Source organism: Mycolicibacterium austroafricanum, assembly GCF_902705885.1.
GTDB lineage: Bacteria > Actinomycetota > Actinomycetes > Mycobacteriales > Mycobacteriaceae > Mycobacterium > Mycobacterium vanbaalenii_A.
The window spans coordinates 81,009-104,473 of the sequence record NZ_CACSIP010000012.1 but is presented as its reverse complement, the minus strand read 5'-3'; the positions used below and the strand labels follow the sequence as shown (position 1 = coordinate 104,473).

Sequence of the window (23,465 nt, the reverse complement as noted above, 5' to 3'; positions counted from 1 at the left end):
ATGAACAGGACACTGGGAACGTTTCTGGCGGCGGCGACGCTGCTGCTGAGCGGGTGCGCCGAGGCCGCGCCGACGGCTTCCACACCCAACGTCACGCTGGCGCCACCGACGCCGGCCGGGATGGAGGAGTTGCCGCCGGAGCCGGCGCGGGCACCGACGGCCCAGGACGGCTGCGACCTGACGGCCAGCCTGCGCCCGTTCGACACCGAAGCGGAGGCGCAGGAGGCGGTCGCCAACATCAGAGACCGCGGCAGGTTGGTGGTCGGGCTCGACATCGGCAGCAACCTGTTCAGCTTCCGCGACCCGATCACCGGCGAGATCACCGGGTTCGACGTCGACATCGCCGGAGAGATCGCGCGCGACATCTTCGGCACCCCGTCGCAGGTGGAGTACCGGATTTTGTCGTCGGCAGACCGTGTCGAGGCGCTGCAGAACAACGAGGTCGACGTGGTGGTCAAGACCATGACCATCACGTGTGAGCGCAAGGAGCAGGTCAACTTCTCCACGGTGTACCTGACCGCCGACCAACGGATCCTGGCGCCGCGCAACTCGCCGATCAGGACCCCGTCCGACCTGTCCGGAAAGCGGGTCTGCGTCGCCAAGGGCACCACGTCGCTGCAGCGGATCCAGGAGATCACGCCGCCGCCGATCGTCGTCGGCGCGGTCACGTGGGCCGACTGCCTGGTCGCGCTGCAACAGCGCCAGGTCGACGCGGTCAGCACCGACGACTCGATACTGGCCGGGCTGGTGGCCCAGGATCCGTATCTGCACATCGTCGGGCCCTCACTCAGCGAGGAGCCGTACGGTATCGGGGTGGCCCTGGACAACCCCGGCCTGGTCCGGTTCGTCAACGGCACCCTCGAACGCATCCGCCGGGACGGCACCTGGAACACGTTGTACCGCAAGTGGTTGACGGTGCTGGGTCCAACACCACAGGCGCCGCCGGCAAGGTACTCGGACTGATGAGCGCAGCGCCGCCAGAGGACCACGAGGACGACCCGGGCACCCAGCCGGCAAGCCTGGACGAACTCGACATGGAGTCGGCGCCGACGATGCGCCCGATGTCCACACAGGCAGTGTTCCGCCCCAACTTCGACGACGACGACAGCGACTCGCTGCAGACCGGTGACACCGAACCGCAGGACCAGCCGACGACGCTGACCCGCACGGTGTCGCCGACCCGCCGGCTCGGGGGCGGCCTGGTGGAGATCCCGCGGGTGCCCGCCGTGGATCCGTTGGCGGCGCTGATGACCGACCCGGTGGTGGCGGAGAACAAGCGGTTCTGCTGGAACTGCGGGCGGCCCGTCGGCCGGTCGACAGCAGATGGGCGGGCACTGTCGGAGGGCTGGTGCCCGCACTGCGGCAGCGCGTACTCCTTTCTGCCACAACTGGGTGTCGGCGACATCGTGGCCGACCAGTACGAGATCAAGGGCTGCATCGCGCACGGCGGGCTGGGCTGGGTGTATCTGGCCTTCGACAAGAACGTCAACGACCGCCCGGTGGTGCTCAAGGGCCTGGTGCACTCCGGTGACGCCGAGGCGCAGGCCATCGCGATGGCCGAGCGGCAGTTCCTCGCCGAGGTGACCCACCCCGGCATCGTCAAGATCTACAACTTCGTCGAACACGACGACAAGCACGGCAACCCCGTCGGCTACATCGTCATGGAGTACGTCGGTGGGTCGTCCCTCAAACAGGCCACCCGTCTCAAGCAGACCGAGGGCACCCGGCTCCCGGTCGCCGAAGCCATCGGCTTCATGCTCGAGATCCTGCCCGCGCTGGGCTATCTGCACGTCAACGGGCTGGTGTACAACGACCTCAAGCCCGAGAACATCATGGTGACCGAGGACCAGCTCAAGCTCATCGACCTCGGCGCGGTCTCGCCGGTCAACTCTTTCGGATATCTCTACGGCACCCCCGGCTACCAGGCGCCGGAGATCGTGCGCACCGGTCCGACCATCGCCTCCGACATCTACACGGTCGGCCGCACCCTGGCGGCGCTGACGTTGCATCTGCGGACCCGCAAGGGTCGCTACGTCGACGGACTGCCCGAGGACGATCCGGTGCTGGCCGAATACGATTCCTTCGGCCGGTTGTTGCGCCGTGCGACCGACCCCGACCCTCGGCGGCGCTTCCGCACCGCCGAGGAGATGTCCAGCCAGCTGATGGGTGTGCTGCGCGAAGTCGTGGCACAGGACACCGGGGTGCCGCGCCCCGGCCTGTCAACGGTTTTCAGCCCGTCACGGTCGACGTTCGGGGTGGATCTGCTGGTCGCCCACACCGATGTCTACCTCGACGGCCAGGTCCACTCGGAGAAGCTCACCGCGCAGGAGATCGTCAGGGCCCTGCAGGTTCCGCTGGTCGATCCCACCGACGTCGGCGCGGCCGTGCTGTCGGCGACGGTGCTCAGCGAGCCGGTGCAGACGCTGGATTCGTTGCGGGCCGCGCGCCACGGGGCTCTGGACTCCGAAGGGATCGACCTGTCCGAGTCGATCGAGCTGCCGCTGATGGAGGTGCGCGCGCTGCTGGACCTCGGTGACGTCGCCAAAGCCACCCGCAAGCTCGACGACCTCGCCGAACGGGCGGGCTGGCCGTGGCGGCTGGTGTGGTTCCGCGCCGTCTCCGAGCTGCTCACCGCCGACTATGACTCGGCGATCAAACATTTCACCGAGGTGCTCGACACCCTCCCCGGCGAGCTGGCGCCGAAGCTGGCGCTGGCGGCGACCGCCGAGCTGGCCGGCGCGGACGCGTCGATCGCGCCCGAACGCAAGTTCTACGACACCGTCTGGTCCACCGACCACGGCATCATCTCGGCCGGATTCGGGCTGGCGCGGGCCCAGTCCGCCCAGGGCGCGCGCGATGCCGCGGTCCGCACCCTCGACGAGGTGCCGGCCACCTCGAGGCACTTCACGACGGCACGGTTGACCAGTGCGGTCACGTTGCTGTCCGGCCGTTCCGCGAGTGAGATCACCGAGCAGCAGATCCGCAACGCCGCCCGCCGGGTGGAGGCGCTGCCCGACACCGAGCCCCGGGTGCTCCAGATCCGGGCGCTGGTTCTCGGAACCGCGATGGACTGGCTCGCGGACAACACCGCCAGCACCAACCACATCCTCGGGTTCCCGTTCACCGAGCACGGCCTGCAGCTGGGCGTCGAGTCGTCGCTGCGCAACCTCGCCAGGGTCGCGCCGACCCAGGCGCATCGCTACGCGCTGATCGACCTCGCCAACAGCGTGCGTCCGATGTCCACGTTCTGAGCCGGGCGCCACGCCAGCAATTGCGGAATCAGTTGCTGATGTGTCAATTATGACAATGCAGCTGCCGGACCTCACAAAAATTATCTAGACAGTGCAGCAAAATCGCAGCTAGAGAGGTTTCTGTCCGTTCCGGCAGACTTATGGTCAAGCCACGGATTCCGTAGTATCGTGGGCCAACCTGGTTGATGGGCCAGCCAGTACAGCAGAACAACTTGGTGACGTCATCGACGGCTTTGAGAAGCCAGGGCCAGCTTCCCTGACGGCATCCACAGTACGAATTCCAGGTTTCGGCTGACGGAGGCCACCATGTCCATACCTGAATCACTGCCGGCTCCGAGCACGCAGCGGGTGTACCGCCCGGACCCGACATCGTTCGATCTGCGCGAAGAACACCACCGCGCCACCTTCTCGGCGTGCCAGCTGCCGCCGTCCAAAGTGCTCGTCACCATTCACGGGGAAATCGACGCGACCAACAGTTGCGCGCTCGCCCGCTACGTCGAACGACGGATCTTCGGGTCCCGACAGCTGATCCTCGACCTGCAGACCGTGGAGTTCTTCGCCGCGTCCGGGTTTGCCGCGCTGTCCAACATCAACGTCATGTGCTCCCGGGTCGGCGTCCCGTGGTCGCTGCTGGCCGGCCCGCACGTCGGGCGGCTGCTACGGATCTGCGACCCGGCCCGCGAACTCCCCGTGGCCCGCGACCCTTCAGCCGCCAAGTACCTGCGCACACGCCCGGGCGATCGCAAGCTCCTCGTTGGTGGGAATCACTAGCACCGTCGTCGGGGAGCCGTCCGGGGAGATGCGCCTGGCCGCTCTCGCCGGGCTGTCGTTGAGGTGCTCGTCGAGTTCGATCCCGAACGCCGCCAGACCAGAGAGCGCATCGCGGCGGACCGCGGCGTCGTTCTCACCGACGCCCGCTGTGAACGTGATGACGTCGACGGTCCCGAGGACGGCGAAGTAGGCGCCGATGTATTTCCGCAACCGGTGGATGTACACGTCATAGGCCAATTGTGCTGCTGCCCGGTCTGATTCGGATCCGGAATCGATCCGCCGGCGCAGCACCCGGAAGTCGACCTCGCCGCCGAGACCCCGCACGCCTGAGCGGCGGTTCAGCATCGACTCGATGTCCTCGACGCTCATGCCGGCGGTGCGCCACAGGTAGGTGATCACGCCGGGGTCGATGTCGCCGGATCTGGTCCCCATCACCAGCCCCTCCATCGGGGTGAGCCCCATCGAGGTCTCCACCGGCCTGCCGCCGACGATTGCCGAGGCCGAGGCCCCGTTGCCGAGGTGAAGCACGATCTGGCTCAGTGAGTCCTGCGGCACACCGAGGAACGCCGCGGCCTGCTCGCTGACGTACTGGTGCGACGTGCCGTGGAAGCCGTACCGCCGGATGTTCCACCGGGTGGCGATCTCGTGGTCGATGGCGTACGTGGCGGCCGCGGGCGGCAGGTCGTGGAAGAAGGCGGTGTCGAACACGGCGACGTGCGGGATATCGGGCAGCGCCTTGCGGGCGACCTCGATGCCGAGGATCGCCGGCGGGTTGTGCAGCGGAGCCAGGGGCGCCAACTCCTCGAGCCGCACGATCAGCGCGTCGTCGACGACCGTGGGCCGGTACAGGTCGGGACCGCCGTGCACGACGCGGTGCCCGACCGCGACGAGGCCGAGATCCTCGAGCCGGGTCCCGGTCTCCTCGAACAACTCGAAGGCAAGGCGCAGCGCCCCGTCGTGATCGGCCACCCGCTGCTCGCGGGAGACCGTCGTCTGCCCGGCCGTGAGTTCGGCCGACGAGGAATCCTCCCCGATCCGTTCGACGATCCCCTCGGCCAGCGACGCTCCCGAGTCCGGGTCCACCAACTGCAGTTTCACCGACGACGAGCCGGAGTTGAGGACGAGGACGGTGCGTGTCATGACCTCACCCCTGAGCCTGGATCGCGGTGATGGCGACAGTGTTGACGATGTCCTCGACGAGCGCACCGCGGGACAGGTCGTTGACGGGCTTGTTCAGCCCCTGCAGCACCGGGCCGATGGCGATGGCGCCCGCACTGCGCTGGACCGCCTTGTAGGTGTTGTTGCCGGTGTTGAGGTCGGGGAAGATCAGCACCGTCGCGTGCCCCGCCACCTTCGACTCCGGCATCTTCGTCGCCGCCACCGACGGTTCCACCGCGGCGTCGTACTGGATCGGGCCCTCCACCAGCAGATCGGGTTCGCGGGACCGCACCAATTCCGTTGCCTTCCTGACCTTGTCGACGTCGGCACCGGTGCCGGAGGACCCGGTCGAGTACGAGAGCATCGCCACCCGCGGATCGATGCCGAATTGTGCGGCGGTACGGGCAGAGGAGATCGCAATGTCGGCGAGCTGTTCGGCGGTCGGGTCCGGAACGATCGCACAGTCTCCGTAGGCCAGTACCTCGTCGGCCAGGCACATCAGGAAGATGCTGGACACCGTGGAGACATTGGGCATCGTCTTGATGATCTCGAACGACGGGCGCACGGTGTGCGCGGTGGTGTGCCTGGCCCCGGACACCATGCCGTCGACCATGTTGTTGTGCACCAGCATGGTGCCGAAATACGAGACGTCGTGGATGATCTCGCGGGCCTGCTCGACGGTCACCCCCTTGTGGGCGCGCAATGTCGCGTACTGCTCGGCGAACTGGTCGCACAACTCGCTGGTCTGCGGGTCGAGCACCACGGCACTGGACAGGTCGACCCCGAGCTCTGCGGCGCGGGCGCGCACCTGCGTCTCCTCGCCGAGAATCGTCAGGTCGGCAACCTGGCGCTGCAGCAGCCGACCCGCGGCCTTGAGGATGCGGTCGTCGTTGCCCTCGGGCAACACGATGCGCTTGCGGTCCGCGCGAGCCCGGTCGAGCAACCGGTAGGTGAACATCTGCGGTGTCACCGCAGAAGGGGTGGCAATGGCCAACTGCGCCAACAGATCCCCGGTGTCGACATGGGTGTCCATCAACGCCAGCGCGGTGTCGACCTTGCGGTGCGACCCGGTGGTCACCCGGCCGCGGGTCGCGGCGACCCTGCTGGCCGTCTCGAAGGTGCCGAACCGCGTCTCGATGATCGGCAGCCGCAGACCCAGACCCGACACCAGCGACTCGATCGACGGATGCAACGCCAGACCGCCGTTGAGGATGACGCAGGACAACGACGGAAAGCCTTCTGCGGCATGGGCGCTGAGTACGGCCAGCACCACATCGGAGCGGTCCCCGGGGGTGACCACCGCAACACCTTCGGTCAACCGCTCCAACACGTGCTCCGCCGTCATCCCGGCTACCAGGACATCCAGCACCTCGCGGGTCAGCAGTTCGGGATCACCCCGCAGTACCGTGCCCTCGACCGCGGCCTGCAGTTCGGCGACCGACGGCGCGACCAGCAGTGGCTCCTCGGGCAACACATAGGTCCTGGGACCCAGATTCTGCAGCGCCGCAGCGACATCGACCATTTTTCCGGGCTCACACCGGTTCACCACCACCGCGGCGGTTCTGGCATGCTGCGCGGCGATCTCGTCCATGCACACCTCGACCACCTGCGCGACCTGAACGGGGGTGCGGCCCTTGGCCTTGACGGCGAGCACCACCGGCGCCCCGAGGTTCGCGGCGATGCGGGCGTTGGTGGACAGCTCGCTGGGTGCTGCGACGTCGGTGTAATCGCTGCCCACGACCAGGACCGCGTCACACTGGTCGGCGACCTGGTGGAAACGGTCGACGATCTCGGCGAGCGCGGCGTCGGGGTCGTCGTGCAACTGCTGGTAGCTGACCCCGACACAGTCCTCGTAGGCCAGGCCTGCGGTCGTGTGATCGAGCAGCAGTTCGAGGATGTAGTCGCGTCCCTCACCCAGCCGGGTGATCGGCCGGAAGACCCCGACCCTGGCGACCGTCGCGGCAAGCCGGTGCAGGATGCCCAGCGCAATGGTCGATTTCCCGGTATCACCCTCCGGTGACGCTACGTAGATGGCGGACATCGGAGAGCTCGGCGCATCGGGCACGTGTCAAAGCCTGCCGTCAACTGCTTGTCATGTCCACCGGCACCCGCAGCGTGGCGAGCAGCCCGCGGTGGTCCGATCCCCGTACCACCACCGTTGTGGCCGACACCGCCGCGGCGTTCTTCACCAGGACGTGGTCGATCCCCAGCAGTGGCGGCCATTTGCCGTCTCCTGGGTAGGTGCGGGCCAGCCCGGCTCCGGCCTGCGCGCCGCCGTCCGCGTATCCCTGGCCCAGCAGCCGCCGGAACGGAGCCATGTCCGTGGTGGCGTTGAAGTCACCGGCGACGATCACCGCGCCTGCGCCGGCGGCCTGCCCCACCTCCCGCAGCGTGTCGGGCAGCTGCGCGATGTCCTGCAGCCATTGCCCGATCGGCTGCGGCCACGGCGCTGCCAGGTGAACGGACAGCACAGTGGTGTCGACCACCACCCCGGGGATCCGGATCCGGGCGCCCAACATCGGCAGGGCGTAACCGTCGATCCGGCCTGAGTCGACGATCGGGTGGCGACTCCAGATGCCGATGCCGGACGCCAGGGGTGCGGGCAGGACGATCCGGTGCGGGAACGCCGCGTCCATCCCGGCGGCTACGAGCCCGTCGGCAGCTTCCGGGGTCATCTCCTGGACGGCCACGATGTCGGCGGTGTCGCGGGCCAGCGTCACCAGAGCCGGCGGATCGGCCTGTCCCATACCGAGATTGGCAGTCAACACCCGTACCTGCACCGAAGCCGTTGCCCGGGAAGCGTCGACGGGCGGGCTGTGGAAACGCGGTACGTACACCCAGACCAGCGCCGCCGTCACCGCCAACGCCACCACGGTGAGTAACCAGCGTCTACCCAGAGCGAGAAGCAGCACCGCCACCGGCGCGGAGAGCACCAGGTAGGGCGCCACCGCGGCGGCGATCAGGGTGGGGTGGCCGGAGATCGGCAGGTAGCGAGCTCCGTACGCCGCCAGCGCGACCGCCAGCGACAGCAGACCCAGTACCGACGCGAGAATCCGCATGAACTCGCCCGGTTCGCGGTGTCAGGCCAGGCGTCGCAGCCTCGGTTCCAGGTCACGCTGGAACAGTTCCAGGAAGCGCCGCTGGTCGTGACCGGGTGCGTGGAAGACGAGGTGGTTGAGTCCCCAGCCGACGTAGTCCTTGACCTTCTCGACGGCCTCGTCCGGGTCGGAGGCGACGATCCAGCGCTTGGCCACCTGCTCGATGGGCAGCTCGTCGGCGGCCTTCTCCATCTCCATCGGGTCGTCGATGCTGTGCTTCTGTTCGGCGGTCAGCGACAGCGGCGCCCAGAACCGGGTGTTCTCCAACGCCAGCTCGGGGTCGGTGTCGTAGGAGATCTTGATCTCGATCATCCGGTCGATGTCCTCGGAGTTGCGGTCGGCCTTCTCGGCGCCCTCCTGCACGGCGGGGATGAGCTTGTCCTTGTACAGCTCCTCACCTTTGCCGGAGGTGCAGATGAAGCCGTCGCCTGCGCGGCCCGCGTACTTGGCGACGACGGGTCCGCCGGCCGCGATGTAGACAGGCACGCCGCCCTCGGGGACGTCGTAGATCGACGCGCCCTTGGTCTTGTAGTACTCACCGTCGAAGTCGACGCGGTCACCGAGCCACAGCTCGCGCATCAGCTTGACCGACTCCCGCAGCCGGGCGAAGCGTTCCTTGAACTCGGGCCACTCGCCCTCGTATCCGGTGGCGATCTCGTTGAGGGCCTCACCGGTGCCCACACCGAGGAAGATCCGGTTCGGGTAGAGGCACGCCATGGTGGCGAAGGCCTGGGCGATGACGGCGGGGTTGTAGCGGAAGGTCGGGGTCAGAACCGACGTGCCGAGGACGAGCCGCTGGGTGCGCTCCCCGACGGCGGTCATCCAGGCGAGCGAGAACGGTGCGTGACCGCCTTCGTGACGCCAGGGCTGGAAGTGATCACTGACCGTCGCGCTGTCCATGCCGTGTTCTTCGGCCGCGACGGCCAGTTCGACGAGTTCACGCGGCGCGAACTGCTCCGCCGACGCCTTGTAGCCCAGTTTCAGTTCAGCCATACCTATGTTTCTACACTCGCCGCATGCCACCGGTTCTGACAGCCATCACCGACCGCGTCCACTTCGCCCAGACCGGCCTCGTCAACTGGACGCTCGTCACCGGCGACGGCGGTGTGCTGCTGATCGACGCGGGCTTCCCCGGCAACCGCGCGGATGTCCTCGACTCACTGGGCCGGCTGGGGTTCGGCGCGCCCGACGTTCGTGCGATCCTGCTGACCCACGCGCACGTCGACCACTTGGGAACGGCGATCTGGTTCGCCGAGACCCACGGGACCCCGGTGTACTGCCACGCGGACGAGGTGGGCCATTCCAAGCGCGAGTACCTCGAGCAAGCCTCCCCGGTGGATGTCGCCGCGCACGTCTGGCAACCGAAATGGCTGAAGTGGTCGGTCTCGATCATCCGCAAGGGCGGCCTGACCCACGCCGGCATCCCGACCGCGGCGCCGCTGACCGAGGACATCGCTGCGCAACTGCCCGGGACGCCGAAGGCGATCCCGACGCCCGGTCACACCGGCGGGCACTGCTCCTACGTGGTGGACGGGGTGGTGATCAGCGGCGACGCTCTCGTCACCGATCACCCGGTCGCGCCGCGGCCGGGACCGCAGCTGCTGCCGTCCGTGTTCAACCATGACGAGCAGAGCTGCCGCAGGAGCCTGACCGCGCTGGCCACACTTGATGCCGAGGTGCTGTTACCTGGTCACGGGCCGGTGTGGCGGGGCCCGGTCCGCGAGGCGGCTGAAAAGGCGCTTCAGGCGTGAATCAGGCTTCCCACGGCGGAGCCGTGAATCAGGCCAGCGTGTCGTAGCCGAGCAGGAAGACCGCCGTCAGCGTCAGGCCGCAGGCGATCACGATGGCGGGCATCAGGATCATCGTGTCGAGTTCGTCGTCGTCGAGCACGTCTTCCTCGAAGCGGCCGAACAGCACCCGAGCGACGCCGGTGCGGCGGAACACGTGCACGAGTCGGCGGACCCACTTGGTGTCACGGCGGCGGCCGATGAACACTCGGGACAGCCCGCCGAACACGAATGTCATTGCGGCAGCGGCAAGCAACAACCAACCGATGGTCGACTCCGACACACAGGCAAGCCTATAGGTCGAGCGGCAGCGCCTTGGTGAAAGCGATCGGGTAGACCTCGCCCTCTGCGGGCAGCGGCTCTGCCAGTCTCGTGTACCCCATCGACAGGTACAGCGCCTCGGCTTCGGGTTGCCGATCGCCGGTTGTGAGGTAGATCTGCGAATAGCCCCGCGCGGCGATCTCGTCTTCCAGGCGGGCCACCAGGGCCCGGGCGTGCCCGCGGCGACGGTGGCGGCTGTCGGTCCAGATGCGTTTGAGCTCGGCGGTCGTCACGTCGAATCTGCGGAACGCCCCGCCCGTGACGGGTTGACCGTCGAGCAGACCGATCAGCAGACCGCCGCCGGGCGCCTCGAACTCCGCGCTGGGATACCCACGCAACCACGCGTGGACCTTGTCCCGGGCTCCCCCGTACCGGTCGGCGTATTCGACCGCGAGCTCGTCGATCAGCGGCGCGGCGAGCGGATCATCCTGGGTGACCGCTACGAAGCGCAGGGCACCCACGGCAGGCTTGGACATCACCCCCATGTCTAACGCATGCCGTCACGCCGCATTCCACGGCGCACTCCCTCAGAAGGGTGGCGGGTCGTCGCCGTAGTCGGGGATGTGGTCTGCGGGGTGGAACTGGTAGTCGGGGTCTCGATGGCCCGGCGGTGGGGTCGGTGCGGTCGATGCGCTTTCCCGCGAGCGTTCGGCGGCGTTGAGTTTCCGTTCGGCGGCGATCCGGGCGGTGCGGGATTCGTCGCGGGTGCGGCGGCGGCTGGGCATCATCAGGTGCCGGCCGGGTCGGGCCGGTGGGGGTGCTGCTGGTGGGTCGGACGCTGGTTGGTCGGGAGGTGGTGGGGTGGTGGTGTTCCATTGGGGGAAAAGCAGTTTCGCGAACGGCTTGGTGGTGTAAGTCAGGCCCGACGGGGTGGTGATCACCACGGTGCCGTCGGGGTGTTGGGCATCGCTCCAGCCGACCCAGAAGGTTTTGATCAGGTGGTGCAGACGGCAGTAGCACTTGAGGTTGGTGGGGTGGGTGGGCCCGCTGGGCCAGGGCTGAGTGTGGTCGATGTCGGCGTACGTTGCAGGTCGGTCGCAGCCGGGGAATCGGCAGGNCAGGTCGCGGGTGCGGACGAAGTCCTGCAGCGCGGTCGAGGGGCGGTAGCGGTCCTCCGGACAGGGGCCGGGAACGGCGACGTAGCGGATTCTGGCACCGTGGGCGATCAGGTCGGCCAACAGTGCCGGGGGCACGATCGCACCTTTGGCCCCGGGGATCAATGCCGCGGAGCGCCGCCGCCGAACCGGTTTCGCGGCCGCGGGTTCCGTGGACCTCGCGGCTGCCGGTTCCGTGGACTTCGCGGCTGCCGGTTCCGTGGACTTCGCGGCTGCCGGTTCAGTGGGCCTCGCGGCCGCGGGTTCGGTTCTGGGTGGGGCGTCGACGCCAGGCCCGTGCAGTTTCGGGTCGACACTGTCGTCGAGGCTTTCTTTGTCGGTGAAGACGTGGATAGTCACGTTGCGGGCTCGGCTGTCAACGGTGTCGGCGCCGCACTCGGGGTTGTCACATCGGCACCCCAGCGCGGTGGCGTGGGCGGCGATCGCGCCGACAATATCGGCGCGGCGTTGGGCCAGGGTGCGTGGGTCGTCGTCACACACCGTGGCGAGCATGGCGCTCAGGCGCCGCTCGAGCAGCGCCGCGTCGGACGCCGAGAGTCGCCCGTGCACGCTCACGGTGCCGGTGGCGTCGTCACGGTCCCCGATGACGAAGTCGCGGCCGCGCACTGCATTGCGGACCCGGCGTACCGCATCGGGGTCGTCACGCTCGACCCAGAAGTCGATGGCTTTTTCCAATTTGTTCTGCGACAGCGGGCCCCAGGCCGGGGCGCGGTCGGCGATTGCGGTGTCGATGCGGGCCAACGCGACCGGATCGCACACCAGGTGGGTGCGCCAGGCGATCGTGGAGATCATCGCCGCACTGATGTGCCCGGCCAGGAACCGGGCCCCGACCTTCGGGAGGCGGTCACGCAGCGTGACCGCCACCCCGATCTGGCCCAACGCTCGGCCGTGGCTGATCGTCAGGGCGCACGACAGCCCGGCAGCGGCGGCGTCGATGTCGTCGACGACCCAGTTCGGATGCTGCGCAGCGCAACGGGCGCGGCGTTCGACCTCGGCGATCACCGCCAGCTTCCGCGCCTCGGCCGCCGCCGCTGCGCCCGCCCAGCCCGCAGCGGCCTGGGCCAGCGCAGCATCGCTGAGACCGCTGAGCCCGTCTGGGCCAGGAAGCGAGTCGTCGAACATGTGTTCGAGTATAGGTGGGTCCACCGACGGGAAGCTGCAGACAAATCACCGCCGCGGCAGCAGTGCCATCAGCTGATCGGCGGTGGCCGTCCACCCGAGGTCGTGATCCTCGATCGCCTCCGGCGGCAACAGCGAGTGTTCGATCGACATCAGCGTCTGATCCTCGCCGGCGGGTTCGAACGCGACGCTGACGATGCTCGTCACCGTCGGATCCGTCCACCCCGAGTGACTCCAGGTGAAGCGCAACAACCGCGGCCGATCGATGTCGAGGAACTGCCCGGTGATCAGCACCAGCGATCCCGAGTCGTCGACGTCGAACCGGACACGGCCACCGACATGGGGTTCGACGGTGATCGCGACACACCTGACCGGGCGCGGACACATCCAGTCCGCCAACGCTTCCGGGTCCAGCCATTCATCGAAGACCTCCTCGGGCCTGGCGGGCATCACCCGTTGCACACGGACCACGGGCGGGCTGGTCACCGGCCACGCCCCTTCTTGCGCAGCCGCGCCGACAGTGCGTCCGCGCGGGTGGACCAGAAGTCCGTCTGCTCATCGATCCACCGCTGCGCGGACTTGAGACCGTCCGGTCGCGCGGACAACCAGTGCTCGCGGCCGCGCACCTCGCGCCGGACAAGGCCGGCCGACTCCAGCACGCCGACGTGTCGTGACACCCCCGCGAACGTCATCGGAAGTGGCGCAGCCAGATCGGTGATCCGCGCATCACCCTGGCGCAACGTCTCCAGCAGCCACCGGCGGGTGGGATCGGCCAATGCGGCGTACGCACGGTCCAGCAGCGGATCTTCAACCATTCTGTTGACTATAGCGCCCATGCATGTTCTTCTGGAGTCCAGAATGCTCAACGAATTCGTTTAATATCCGGACGGAGGGAAACCCCATGAAGGCACCCGAGATCGTGTCCCGGCAGCAGTGGGAGTCAGCGCTCGAGAACATGCTGGCCAAGGAGAAAGAGTTCACCCGGGCCCGCGATGCGCTCGCCGCCATGCGGCGGCGGATGCCCTGGACACCGGTCGACAAGGACTACCGCTTCGACGGCCCCGGCGGCACCGTGAGCCTGCTCGACCTGTTCGACGGGCGTCGACAACTGATCGTCTACCGCGCATTCATGGATCCCGACGTGGACGGGTGGCCTGAACACGGATGTGTCGGTTGCTCTTTGATGGCCGACCACATCGGCAACCTCGCCCATCTCAACGCCCGGGACACCACCCTGGTCTACACCTCCCGCGGGTCACAGTCGGACCTGGCGCTGATCAAGGAGCGCATGGGCTGGGACATCCCCTGGTACACAATGCTTCCCGATGAAGGCAGCGCTTTCGACGTCGACTTCGACGTCGACAAGTGGCACGGCACCAACGCATTCATCCGCTGGCAGGTCGACGGCGAGGACCGGGTGTTCCGCACGTACTTCATCAACAACCGCGGCGACGAGGCGTTCGTCAACACGGTCAACTTCCTCGACATGACCGCCCTGGGACGACAGGAAAGCTGGGAGGACTCGCCGCCGGGATACCCGCAGTCCGCGCCCTACGAGTGGTGGAGCTGGCACGACACCTACGGCGAGCAGCGGGAGTGTGGTCACTGTGCCGCTTCGTGAGGCATCAGAGATCGCCGATGTCTACCAGGACACCCAGATGCGGATCGCCCGCCTGCTGACCGACGCGCCGCCCGCCACCTGGGAGGGCCAGGTCCCGGCGTGCCCAGGTTGGTCGGTGCGCGACGTGGTTTCACACATGACCGCGGTCGCCCAGGATTGGGCGGACGGACGACTGTCCGGCGCGCCGACGGACGAACAGACGGCCGAGCACGTCGCCCGCTTCAGCGGGTGCGACGAGGCCGAGATCCTGATGATCTGGGCCTCCGCCACTGCTCGGCTCCGGGAACTGGCCGAGAGCACCGGCCTGGAACCGCCGCTCGGTGATATCGCATGCCACGAACACGACATCCGCAGCGCGATCGGAGAACCGGGGGCGCGGGATGCCGAGTCGGTGCGCTGGACCGCCGACCGCCTGCTCACGCTATTGCGCCCGCCGGTACCACTGCGGATCGTCGTGGAAGACGGCGAGTACCGCAGCGGTCCGGTCGACGGGACCGAGATCCGACTGCAGACCACGCGGTTCGAGGCACTGCGGTGGCGGACGGGGCGCCGAAGTCGCGCTCAGCTGGCTGCGATGGCCTGGTCGAGCGACCCGGCGCCGGTTCTCGACCACCTGTTCCTGTTCGGCCCGGCGACGGGCGACGTCGTCGAATGAGGGGACTTCCGAGGGGACTTTTGCCAAAAACTTGACATGTGTAAAGTTTGGCCGCATGGACAACATCCAGGGCAAGACCATCGCCATCACCGGCGCGGCCCGGGGCATCGGGTATGCGACCGCGACAGCACTGCTCAAGCGGGGTGCTCGCGTCGTCATCGGTGACCGCGACGTGGCGCTTCAGGAGTCCGCGGTGGCCCAGCTGACCAAGCTCGGGTCGGTCTCGGGCTACCCACTCGACGTGACGGACCGGGAGTCGTTCGCAACGTTCCTCGACAAGGCCCGTACCGACGGTGGCGGCCACATCGACGTGCTGATCAACAACGCCGGCGTGATGCCGATCGGCCCGTTCCTGGAGCAGTCCGAGGGGTCGATCCGCTCCTCGATCGAGGTCAACCTCTACGGCGTGATCGCCGGATGCCAATTGGTGCTTCCCGACATGGTCAGCCGCAGGCGGGGCCACATCATCAACATCGCCTCGCTGTCAGGGGTGATCCCGGTTCCCGGCCAGGTCGTCTACGTCGGTGCCAAGTTCGGCGTGGTCGGGCTGTCCGCGGCGCTGGCCGACGAGATGGCGCCACACGGCGTGCACGTGTCGGTGGTGATGCCGCCGTTCACGAACACCGAGCTGATCTCGGGAACGCGGGAGACGCCGGGCACCAAACCCGTAGAGCCTGAGGACATCGCGGCGGCCATCGTGAAGACCCTCGACAAGCCGAAGACCCACGTCTCGGTGCCGCCGTTCCTGCGCTTCACCGCGCAGGCCGCCCAGATGCTGGGCCCGCGCGGGCGTCGCTGGATGAATCGGAAACTCGGACTGGACAACGTGTTCCTGGAGTTCGACAACACGAAGCGGCAGGGCTACGAACAGCGTGCGCGGGCCGCGCAGGGTGTGGTCGAAGGGCCGAAGCAGGCTCAGTCGAACACCGGAAGCGGCTCGCCGGCCCGGTAGGACTCGATGACCTCGATGTGCTCGAAGATTTCGTCGAGCCCGAACTGGTAGTCCTCGTCGGCCCCCACGAACACCACATGGGCGATGTCGCCGCCCTCGGCTTCGATGAGCGCGACGACCGTCGCAGTGGCCATGTCGGGATCGGCCACCTCGGCGTACGACGGGGGCCAGAACCAGAGCACCCCCGTGTCGTCGTCGGTGTCCTCGCTGAAGACCCAACCGCGCTCGGTGAGCTGCGCATCGAAGCCCTCGAGATCGGCGACCACTTCGGCGACGCGTTCCTGCACATCGTCGGGTGAGAATGCCAGGGCGCGGGCCGCCTGGCGCTTCCGGCGTCGCGCCTTCTTCGCGTCGGACTTTCGGGACACTCAGCTCAGCGCCCGGTCCAGGTCGGCCATCAGATCCTCGGTCCCTTCCAACCCGACCGAGACCCGCACCACGCCGTCGCCGAGCCCGATCGCGGAACGTCCCTCCGGACCCATCGCCCGGTGGGTTGTGGTGGCCGGATGGGTAATCAGCGATTTGGAGTCGCCCAGGTTGTTGGAGATGTCGATGACCTGCAACTTGTCCAGCACCTCGAAGGCACGTGCCTTGCTGGCGCCCTCGAGCTCGAACGTCACCACCGTGCCGCCGCCGGTCATCTGACGCTTGGCCAGGTCGTACTGCGGATGCGACTCCAGGAACGGATACTTCACCCAGCTCACCGACGGGTGGGCCTCGAGGAATTCGGCGATCCGGTGCGCCGACGAATTCTGGTGCTGCACCCGCAAGGCCAGCGTCTCCAGACCCTTCAGCAACGTCCACGCGTTGAACGGGCTCAGCGCCGGGCCGGTGTGGCGCATCAGCTTCTGCACCGGCTCGTCGATGTACTCCTTGCTGCCCAAGATGGCCCCGCCCAGCACCCGGCCCTGGCCGTCGATGTGCTTGGTGCCGGAGTAGACGACGACGTCGACGCCGAGCGGAAAGCCCTGTTGCAGGATCGGGGTGGCAAAGACATTGTCCAGCACCACTTTTGCACCGGCGGCGTGTGCCATCTCGCACACCGCGGCGATGTCGACCAGCTGCTGCATCGGGTTCGACGGCGTCTCGAAGAAGACCGCCTGGGTGGGGACCGAGAGTGCCTCTTCCCACTGGGACAGGTCGTCACCGTCGACCAGCACCGTCTCCACCCCCCAGCGCGGGAGGATCTCGTTGCAGACTACGAAGCACGACCCGAACAGGCTGCGCGCGGCGACCAACCGGTCACCGGCACCCAACAACGCGCCCAGTGATGTGAACACCGCCGACATCCCGGACGACGTCGCGAAACAGGCGGGCGCACCTTCGATCAGCCGCAACCGTTCCTCGAACATCGAGATCGTCGGGTTGCCGTAGCGCGAGTAGACGTAGCGGTCGATCTCCCCGGTGAACGCCTTCTCCGCATCGGCGGCCGTCTTGTAGACATACCCCGACGTCAGATACATCGCCTCGGAGGTTTCCTCGAAGCCCGACCTCAGCAGCCCACCGCGGACGCCGATGGTGGCCTGGCTGACGCCGTCGGGCAGCGGGGTCGGCACCCGAACCGAGGGCACGGAAGGGTCGTCGCTCACGACTGTCTCCAGGGCAGCCCGAGAGCGCGCCAGCCCGTGCCGCCGCGATGTTTCTGCTCGTCGAGGTTGCCCTCGAAGCCGTCCAGCATGTTGTAGGACGGGCCGATCCCGGCCGCCGTCGCCGCCTCGGCGGCGGGGATGGAGCGGTTGCCCGAGCGGCACAGGAAGACCACCGGGCGGTCCCCCGGGGTGACGCCCGCGCCCAGCAGGTCGTCGACGAACGCGTCGTTGTGGGTGCCGTCGGTGCGATTCCACTCGACGTAGACGACATCACGATCGAGGCTGGAGAGGTCGGCCACGCCGACGAAGCGCCACTCGGCCTCCGTCCGACAGTCGACCAGGACTGTTTCGGGGTTCTCGCTCAGCAGCTTCCAGGCCTCGTCAGGCGTGATGTCTCCCGCGTAACTCACGGTCGTGAGTGTCCCACAGCTAACCGGGACCGGTCGAACAGACCTTCCACAGCCCGTCCTGGCGCACGAAGGCGATCTCGACCGTCTCCTTGGCGTCGGGGTCGTTGTCGAAGTAGTAGGTGATGTCGGCGGTGGCCCGGTCACCGTCGATCACCACGCCGCCGGTCCCTTCGACGAAGCGCTCGCCTCGCTTGCCGGCCGAATCCCGTTGTTCGTCCATCACTTCCGCTTCCGTTCCCTGCTCCTGAGCGCAGGTGTAGGCACGGAAGTCGGCATAGTCCTGCCGCTGCAACGCATCGTTCTGCGCGACCACGGCAAAGCCGATCTGCTGCTCGTCGGTGAGGTCGTCGCCGGAGAACACGTTGAACAGCCACACCGCGATCACCACGGCGACGATGATCACCAACGCTCCGAGGAACGGGCCGGCGGTGCCGCCCTCCGACGACGAGTCCGACGGTTCGGTCACTCCGTCACCGCAGCCTGCCCAGTGCCGCCGCCACCCGGCGCGCCCGGTCGCGGGCCACGATCGGGTCCGGAGCGGTGGCGGTGGACAGCCAGAGCCAGCGGCGGACCGTCTCGTCGGCGTGACCGAACAGCCGCACGTCACTCTCGGCCACGGCCAACGCGTCCGCCAGCACAGAACGCAACTGTGCGGCGTCCTCGGGGCGTTGCGCCTCGCTGGATGCATACTCCATCTGGATCGCGCCGGGCGAGATCATGATCGTGTCGACGGGCAGACCGAGGATGGCGCGGGCGTGCAACTCGAACTCGGAGAGCCGCTGGGAGCGCAACGTCACCAGCCCGCTGTCGTCCGGCCGGGGCCGGACGTTGGAGAAGTAGACCTCGTCCCCGCGTACCAACAACTCCACGCTGAACACGCCGCGGCCCCCCAGCGAGTTCACGATCCGGGCGGCGATCGACTTCGCGGCGTCCAGGGCAGCCAGCGAAAGCTGCTGCGGCTGCCACGCTTCGAGGGTGTGCCCGTCACCAGGCTGGTGGTGGCCGATCGGCTCGCAGAAGTGCACCACCGGCCCGGCGGGGCCAGTGGTGCGCACCGTGAGCAATGTGACCTCGAAGTCGACATCGACCACCGTCTCGGCCATGACGCGCTGCAGGCTCAAGCGGCCGCCGGCCACGGCTCGGCGCCATGCGGGCTCGACGTCCTCGGGCCGCAGCAGCACTGACTCCCCCTCGCCCGGAGCGGCGGCGACCGGCTTGACCACCAAGGGGAAGCCGGCGTGCTGCGCGACGGCGGTGAGTTCCTCGACAGAGCCGGCGAACCAGAAAGGGGCGGTGGGCAGGCCCAGTTCGTCGGCCGCGAGCCGCCGCAGACCTTCACCGTCGAGAGACAACCGGGTGCTGCGCGGGGTCGGGAACACTTCGACGTCGCCCCGCTCGGCGAGGGCGAACAGCGCGTCCGTCGCGACCGCACTGGCGTCGACCACGACGTAGCCCGGCTTCTCCTCGTCGATCAGTGCCGTGAGCTCCTCGGCGTCGGTCATCCGCACCACGGCGGTCCGGTCGGCCACCGTGTGGGCGGGCGCGTCGGCGTAGCGGTCCACGGCGATCACCTCGGCACCGAGACGCTGGAATGCCAATGTCAGCTCGCGACTGCGCTCGCCGGCACCGAGCAGCATCACCGATGCCGAACCGGGTGCGGGCGAAGCCGTCTGCGCGCTCACCGAGTCGCCGTCCGTCGTGTCATTCATCGACCAACCACCCTGCCAGAACCTTCGGCCGGATGAGTCACGCCATGCGCAACGGGGTTGTCGAGTTGCCCACGGAACGCGCCCATCGCCTCGACGAGCGCGCCGAACACGCGGTGCGCGGCGGCGAGGTCACCGTCGGGGACGTCGGCCAGGGCGCGCCGGGTGTGGTCGGCCAGCGGGGCGAAGAACTCGCGCGCGACCTCCATGCCCTGGTCGGCGACCCGCAGCATCACCTTCCGGCGATCCGTGGGGTCGGAATCCCGCAGCAGGTGGCCGGAGGTGATCATCCGTTCGACGAGATAGGTGATCGCGGCACCCGACACACCCATCCGCTTCCTGAGCTCACCGGCCGTCAACGGTTCTCCGGCCGTCTCGGCGACGATCACATGCAGCAGCGCGCGGAAGTCGTTGGCCGTCATCGCGTGCCGGCCGGCGAAGTTGTGCCCGATCTGGTCGGATTCGGCGGTCAGCGCACGCACATCGGCGGCGATCTGCGCCTCCAGCCCCTCGCGATCCACATCTTGCACGGATCCAGCTTAGTCAGAATCTTCGATTGCTTAATTGTTAATTATCTGAAATATTCGGTTCCATGGCTCGTCGGCTGTCCTGGGCACTCGCACTCGTCGTCATCGCCGTGTCGGTGGCGCTGATGGGGCTGTTGAGCGGCGGTGACTCCGCCGAACAGTCACCGGTGGCGGTACCACCGGGCGCGGAGTCGGCGCGTGCCGACGCCCTGCGCGCCGAGTTCCCCGGCGGCGACCGGGCCCCGGTGATCCTGGTGATCAGCCGCGACGACGGCGCCGCGCTGACCCCCGCCGATATCGATGCCGCCGATCTGTCGCGCCAGCGGATGCTCGCCGCCGCCGACGCCGGTGACGCCGGCCCGCCCGTGCAGGTCTCCGACGACCGCCGGGCGGCGGTGGCGACGGTTCCGCTGCAGGCGGACCTGTCCGGGTTCGCGCTCAGCGACACGGTCACCGAACTGCGCACCGCGGCTTCTGAGGAGTTGCCCGGCGACCTGCGTGCCGAGGTCACCGGGGGTCCGGCGTTCGGCGCGGACATCGCCGACTCTTTCTCCGGCGCGAACGTCACGCTGCTGATCGTCACCGCGACGGTGGTGGCGCTGCTACTGATCATCACCTACCGCTCGCCGGTGCTGTGGCTGGTGCCGCTGTTGGTCATCGGGTTCGCCGACCGGGTCGCCGCCGTCGTCGGCGCCGCGGTCGCCGAGGCGATGGGGATGACACCGGACGGGTCGACGTCGGGGATCACCAGCGTTCTGGTGTTCGGCGCGGGCACCAACTACGCGCTGCTGCTGATCTCGCGGTACCGAGAAGAACTGGGCCGCAACGACGCCCATCAGGACGCCCTGCAGACAGCCGTGCGGCGCGCCGGACCCGCCATCCTCGCCAGCAACGCGACCGTGGTGCTGGCCCTGCTGACCCTGGTGTTCGCCGAGTCGCCGAGCACCCGCAGCCTCGGGGTGCAGGCCGCGTCGGGTCTGGTGGTCGCGGCGGTGTTCGTGCTGCTGGTGCTGCCTCCGCTGCTGGGTCTGTTCGGCCGCAGACTGTTCTGGCCGTTCATCCCCCAGGTAGGGGCCAGGGCCCTCACGGATAGCGGCGTCTGGCACCGGGTGGCCTCGGCGGTCGCGCGGCGGCCCGCCCGGGTGGCGGCGGTCTCGATCGGCGCCCTGGCGTTGCTGTGCACCGGGCTGCTCAGCACCCCGATCGGCCTGTCCCAGACCGAACAGTTCCGCGTGCAGGCCGAATCGGTCAGCGGTTACGACACGCTGGCGGCGCACTTCCCGAGCGGCCTCACCGACCCTGCCGTCGTCATCGCACCGACTGACCGCGCCCCGGACGTGCAACGCGCCATCGACGGCACACCCGGCGTCGTATCGGTCCGGCCGGCGGGGACCGCACCCGGCGCCGGGTTGAGCCAGTGGTCGGTGGTTCTCGACGCCGAACCGGCCTCCGACGAGGCCTTCGACACGATTGAGGCACTGCGGGATTCGGTTCAGCAGGTGGACGCCGACGCAGTCGTCGGCGGATCCGACGCCAAGGCGCGCGACGCTGCCGCAGCGGCGGGACGCGACCGCGCCGTGGTCATACCCGCCATTCTCACCGTTGTCCTGCTCGTGCTGTACGTGTTGCTGCGCTCGGCGCTGGCGCCGCTGGTCCTGGTCGCGGTCACGGTGTTGAGCGCGTTGGCCGCGCTGGGACTCGGCGGCTGGGCCAGTGTGCACGTGTTCGGGTTCCCGGCGCTGGACAACACCGCACCGCTGTTCGCGTTCCTGTTCCTGGTGGCGCTCGGCGTGGATTACACGATCTTCCTGGTGACCCGCGCGCGGGAGGAGACCCCCGAGCACGGCACCCGCGACGGCATCGTCAGGGCGGTGTCGGCCACCGGTGTCGTCATCACCAGCGCGGGCATCGTGCTGGCCGCGGTGTTCTGCGTGTTGGGCGTGCTGCCGCTGATCGTGCTCACCCAGGTCGGCATCATCGTCGGGCTGGGCATCCTGCTGGACACGTTCGTGGTGCGCACCGTGATCATCCCGGCGCTGTTCACCCTCATCGGGCCACGGATCTGGTGGCCCGCACTCCAGGGTGGGGGCGACAAGTCCGACGAGGGCCGCCACGTCGGCCGACACCGCGCCGGGGCGGCCAGCGGGTAGCGTCGACAGATGAGTCAGGCCCGCACCGCCGACGCCGAGCCGCCGCCACTGCATATGCGCCGCGAGGCCTTCGATCCGACGCCGGAACTGCGCGATATCCGCGACACCACGGGCGTGCGGACTGTCACCAACGCGTTCGGGATGCAGGTCTACCTCGTCACCCGCCACGAGGACGTGAAGACCGTGCTGTCGGATCACGCACGCTTCTCCAACGCCCGCCCGCCCGGCTTCGTCGTGCCGGGGGCGCCGGCCGTCTCCGAGGAGGATCAGGCCCGTGCCAGGGCGGGCAACCTGCTGGGCCTCGATCCGCCCGAACATCAGCGGCTGCGCCGGATGCTCACCCCGGAGTTCACGATTCGGCGGATCAAGCGCCTGCAGCCGCGGATCCTCGAGATCGTCGACCGCCAACTGGATGCCATGGCGGCTGCCGGTCCGCCGGCCGATCTGGTGGAACACTTCGCGCTGCCGATCCCGTCGCTGGTGATCTGCGAGCTACTCGGCGTGCCCTACGCAGACCGCGACGACTTCCAGCAGCGAAGCGCCCGCCAGCTCGACCTGTCCGTTCCGGTCGACGAGCGCATCGAGCTGCAGCGTCAGGGCAGGGACTACATGGGCTCGTTGGTCGACACGGCCAGAACCCACCCCGGTGACGACATCCTCGGGATGCTGATCCGCGAGCACGGTGACGACCTCACCGACGACGAACTGATCGGCGTCGCAAGCCTTCTGCTGCTCGCCGGCCACGAGACGACGTCGAACATGCTCGGACTGGGCACCCTGGCCCTGCTGCGTCACCCTGCACAGCTGGCAGCGGTCCGCGACGATCCGGCCGCGGTGGCGCCCGCAGTCGAGGAACTGCTGCGCTGGCTGTCGATCCTGCATTCCGCCATTCCACGGATCACCACCACCGAGGTCCAGATCTCAGGGGTGTCGATCCCCGCCGGACAGCTGGTGTTCGCCTCGCTGCCGCTGGCCAACCGCGACGGGCGCTTCATCGACGACCCCGACACCCTCGACATCAGCCGCGGGGCGCTCGGTCACCTGGCTTTCGGTCACGGTGTGCACCACTGCCTGGGCGCTTCACTGGCCCGGATGGAGATGCAGATCGCCTTCCCGGCGCTGCTGCAGCGCTTCCCCACGCTCTCGCTCGCCGAGGATTTCGAGGATGTGCAGTTCCGGTCGTTCCACTTCATCTACGGTCTGAAGTCGTTGGAGGTGAACTGGAATGAGTGACG

24 protein-coding genes are annotated in these 23,465 nt (G+C 68.2%); 9 read left to right on the top strand and 15 right to left on the bottom strand.

Features of this window, described 5'->3' with window-relative positions:
* The 3 genes from BEMPMBAN_RS09200 to BEMPMBAN_RS09190 all read left to right on the top strand — a co-directional run bounded on the left by BEMPMBAN_RS09200 (position 1) and on the right by BEMPMBAN_RS09190 (position 4,022).
* On the top strand, positions 1-963 hold the full coding sequence (locus BEMPMBAN_RS09200; protein WP_159230059.1) for a glutamate ABC transporter substrate-binding protein: 963 nt from the start codon (positions 1-3) through the stop codon (positions 961-963).
* A complete protein-coding gene (locus BEMPMBAN_RS09195; protein WP_159230058.1) occupies positions 963-3,251 on the top strand; it encodes a serine/threonine-protein kinase PknG in 2,289 nt (762 codons plus the stop codon). Before BEMPMBAN_RS09200 ends, BEMPMBAN_RS09195 begins: the two co-directional genes overlap by 1 nt.
* Positions 3,252-3,557: 306 nt before the next feature.
* A complete protein-coding gene (locus BEMPMBAN_RS09190) occupies positions 3,558-4,022 on the top strand; it encodes an STAS domain-containing protein (RefSeq protein ID WP_159230057.1) in 465 nt (154 codons plus the stop codon).
* On the opposite strand, the gene BEMPMBAN_RS09185 is transcribed toward BEMPMBAN_RS09190, so the two are convergent.
* The 4 genes from BEMPMBAN_RS09185 to fgd are packed head-to-tail and all read right to left on the bottom strand — an operon-like array spanning position 3,957 to position 9,271.
* Positions 3,957-5,162, bottom strand: coding sequence for an acetate kinase (locus BEMPMBAN_RS09185; RefSeq protein WP_159230056.1), 1,206 nt, complete (start codon positions 5,160-5,162; stop codon positions 3,957-3,959). The two genes, BEMPMBAN_RS09190 and BEMPMBAN_RS09185, sit on opposite strands and share 66 nt — an antisense overlap.
* A gap of 4 nt (positions 5,163-5,166) precedes the next feature.
* The gene (gene pta, locus BEMPMBAN_RS09180) at positions 5,167-7,221 is read right to left on the bottom strand and encodes a phosphate acetyltransferase (RefSeq protein WP_159230316.1); all 2,055 of its coding nucleotides are present in this window, start codon (positions 7,219-7,221) and stop codon (positions 5,167-5,169) included.
* Between the two features lie 40 nt (positions 7,222-7,261).
* Positions 7,262-8,239, bottom strand: coding sequence for an endonuclease/exonuclease/phosphatase family protein (locus BEMPMBAN_RS09175; protein WP_159230055.1), 978 nt, complete (start codon positions 8,237-8,239; stop codon positions 7,262-7,264).
* 21 nt (positions 8,240-8,260) lie between these two features.
* The gene (fgd, locus tag BEMPMBAN_RS09170; protein WP_159230054.1) at positions 8,261-9,271 is read right to left on the bottom strand and encodes a glucose-6-phosphate dehydrogenase (coenzyme-F420); all 1,011 of its coding nucleotides are present in this window, start codon (positions 9,269-9,271) and stop codon (positions 8,261-8,263) included.
* 23 nt (positions 9,272-9,294) lie between these two features.
* Here fgd and BEMPMBAN_RS09165 point away from each other — a divergent pair, with 23 nt between their 5' ends.
* Positions 9,295-10,029, top strand: a complete 735-nt coding sequence (locus tag BEMPMBAN_RS09165; protein WP_159230053.1) for an MBL fold metallo-hydrolase — start codon at positions 9,295-9,297, stop codon at positions 10,027-10,029.
* 28 nt (positions 10,030-10,057) lie between these two features.
* On the opposite strand, the gene BEMPMBAN_RS09160 is transcribed toward BEMPMBAN_RS09165, so the two are convergent.
* The 5 genes from BEMPMBAN_RS09160 to BEMPMBAN_RS09140 all read right to left on the bottom strand — a co-directional run bounded on the left by BEMPMBAN_RS09160 (position 10,058) and on the right by BEMPMBAN_RS09140 (position 13,435).
* Positions 10,058-10,348: a hypothetical protein gene (locus BEMPMBAN_RS09160; protein ID WP_159230052.1), complete on the bottom strand. Its 291-nt coding sequence runs from the start codon at positions 10,346-10,348 to the stop codon at positions 10,058-10,060.
* Positions 10,349-10,358: 10 nt separating this feature from the next.
* The gene (locus BEMPMBAN_RS09155) at positions 10,359-10,862 is read right to left on the bottom strand and encodes a GNAT family N-acetyltransferase (RefSeq protein ID WP_159230051.1); all 504 of its coding nucleotides are present in this window, start codon (positions 10,860-10,862) and stop codon (positions 10,359-10,361) included.
* A gap of 51 nt (positions 10,863-10,913) precedes the next feature.
* On the bottom strand, positions 10,914-12,623 hold the full coding sequence (locus tag BEMPMBAN_RS09150) for an HNH endonuclease signature motif containing protein (protein ID WP_159230050.1): 1,710 nt from the start codon (positions 12,621-12,623) through the stop codon (positions 10,914-10,916).
* A gap of 45 nt (positions 12,624-12,668) precedes the next feature.
* Positions 12,669-13,106 (bottom strand): SRPBCC family protein, encoded by a 438-nt coding sequence (locus BEMPMBAN_RS09145; protein ID WP_159230049.1) that lies wholly within the window; start codon positions 13,104-13,106, stop codon positions 12,669-12,671.
* Positions 13,103-13,435, bottom strand: coding sequence for an ArsR/SmtB family transcription factor (locus BEMPMBAN_RS09140; protein WP_159230048.1), 333 nt, complete (start codon positions 13,433-13,435; stop codon positions 13,103-13,105). The genes BEMPMBAN_RS09145 and BEMPMBAN_RS09140 overlap by 4 nt, the downstream gene beginning before the upstream one ends.
* A gap of 86 nt (positions 13,436-13,521) precedes the next feature.
* On the opposite strand from BEMPMBAN_RS09140, the gene BEMPMBAN_RS09135 reads away from it, so the two are divergent.
* Genes BEMPMBAN_RS09135 through BEMPMBAN_RS09125 form a run of 3 tightly spaced genes read left to right on the top strand, consistent with a single transcriptional unit; the run spans position 13,522 to position 15,848 of the window.
* On the top strand, positions 13,522-14,241 hold the full coding sequence (locus BEMPMBAN_RS09135; protein WP_159230047.1) for a DUF899 domain-containing protein: 720 nt from the start codon (positions 13,522-13,524) through the stop codon (positions 14,239-14,241).
* Positions 14,219-14,896, top strand: a complete 678-nt coding sequence (locus tag BEMPMBAN_RS09130) for a maleylpyruvate isomerase N-terminal domain-containing protein (protein ID WP_234897378.1) — start codon at positions 14,219-14,221, stop codon at positions 14,894-14,896. Before BEMPMBAN_RS09135 ends, BEMPMBAN_RS09130 begins: the two co-directional genes overlap by 23 nt.
* 55 nt (positions 14,897-14,951) lie before the next feature.
* Complete coding sequence (locus tag BEMPMBAN_RS09125) at positions 14,952-15,848, top strand: SDR family oxidoreductase (RefSeq protein WP_159230046.1); 897 nt, start codon at positions 14,952-14,954, stop codon at positions 15,846-15,848.
* Here the strand turns inward: BEMPMBAN_RS09125 and BEMPMBAN_RS09120 are convergent.
* The 6 genes from BEMPMBAN_RS09120 to BEMPMBAN_RS09095 are packed head-to-tail and all read right to left on the bottom strand — an operon-like array spanning position 15,812 to position 20,083.
* A complete protein-coding gene (locus BEMPMBAN_RS09120; protein WP_159230045.1) occupies positions 15,812-16,216 on the bottom strand; it encodes a hypothetical protein in 405 nt (134 codons plus the stop codon). The two genes, BEMPMBAN_RS09125 and BEMPMBAN_RS09120, sit on opposite strands and share 37 nt — an antisense overlap.
* The gene (locus tag BEMPMBAN_RS09115) at positions 16,217-17,437 is read right to left on the bottom strand and encodes an O-succinylhomoserine sulfhydrylase (RefSeq protein ID WP_159230044.1); all 1,221 of its coding nucleotides are present in this window, start codon (positions 17,435-17,437) and stop codon (positions 16,217-16,219) included. It lies immediately after the preceding gene.
* Positions 17,434-17,847: a rhodanese-like domain-containing protein gene (locus BEMPMBAN_RS09110; protein ID WP_159230043.1), complete on the bottom strand. Its 414-nt coding sequence runs from the start codon at positions 17,845-17,847 to the stop codon at positions 17,434-17,436. Before BEMPMBAN_RS09110 ends, BEMPMBAN_RS09115 begins: the two co-directional genes overlap by 4 nt.
* 19 nt (positions 17,848-17,866) lie before the next feature.
* Positions 17,867-18,313, bottom strand: a complete 447-nt coding sequence (locus BEMPMBAN_RS09105; RefSeq protein ID WP_159230042.1) for an Rv0361 family membrane protein — start codon at positions 18,311-18,313, stop codon at positions 17,867-17,869.
* Between the two features lie 4 nt (positions 18,314-18,317).
* Positions 18,318-19,556: a formate-dependent phosphoribosylglycinamide formyltransferase gene (purT, locus tag BEMPMBAN_RS09100; protein WP_159230041.1), complete on the bottom strand. Its 1,239-nt coding sequence runs from the start codon at positions 19,554-19,556 to the stop codon at positions 18,318-18,320.
* A complete protein-coding gene (locus BEMPMBAN_RS09095; protein ID WP_159230040.1) occupies positions 19,553-20,083 on the bottom strand; it encodes a MarR family winged helix-turn-helix transcriptional regulator in 531 nt (176 codons plus the stop codon). Before BEMPMBAN_RS09095 ends, purT begins: the two co-directional genes overlap by 4 nt.
* 62 nt (positions 20,084-20,145) lie before the next feature.
* Between BEMPMBAN_RS09095 and BEMPMBAN_RS09090 the strand changes: the two genes are divergently transcribed.
* Both BEMPMBAN_RS09090 and BEMPMBAN_RS09085 read left to right on the top strand, forming a co-directional pair.
* The gene (locus BEMPMBAN_RS09090; RefSeq protein ID WP_159230039.1) at positions 20,146-22,230 is read left to right on the top strand and encodes an MMPL family transporter; all 2,085 of its coding nucleotides are present in this window, start codon (positions 20,146-20,148) and stop codon (positions 22,228-22,230) included.
* A 9-nt stretch (positions 22,231-22,239) separates the two neighbouring features.
* Positions 22,240-23,463, top strand: a complete 1,224-nt coding sequence (locus BEMPMBAN_RS09085; RefSeq protein ID WP_159230038.1) for a cytochrome P450 — start codon at positions 22,240-22,242, stop codon at positions 23,461-23,463.
* Positions 23,464-23,465 lie beyond the last annotated feature (2 nt).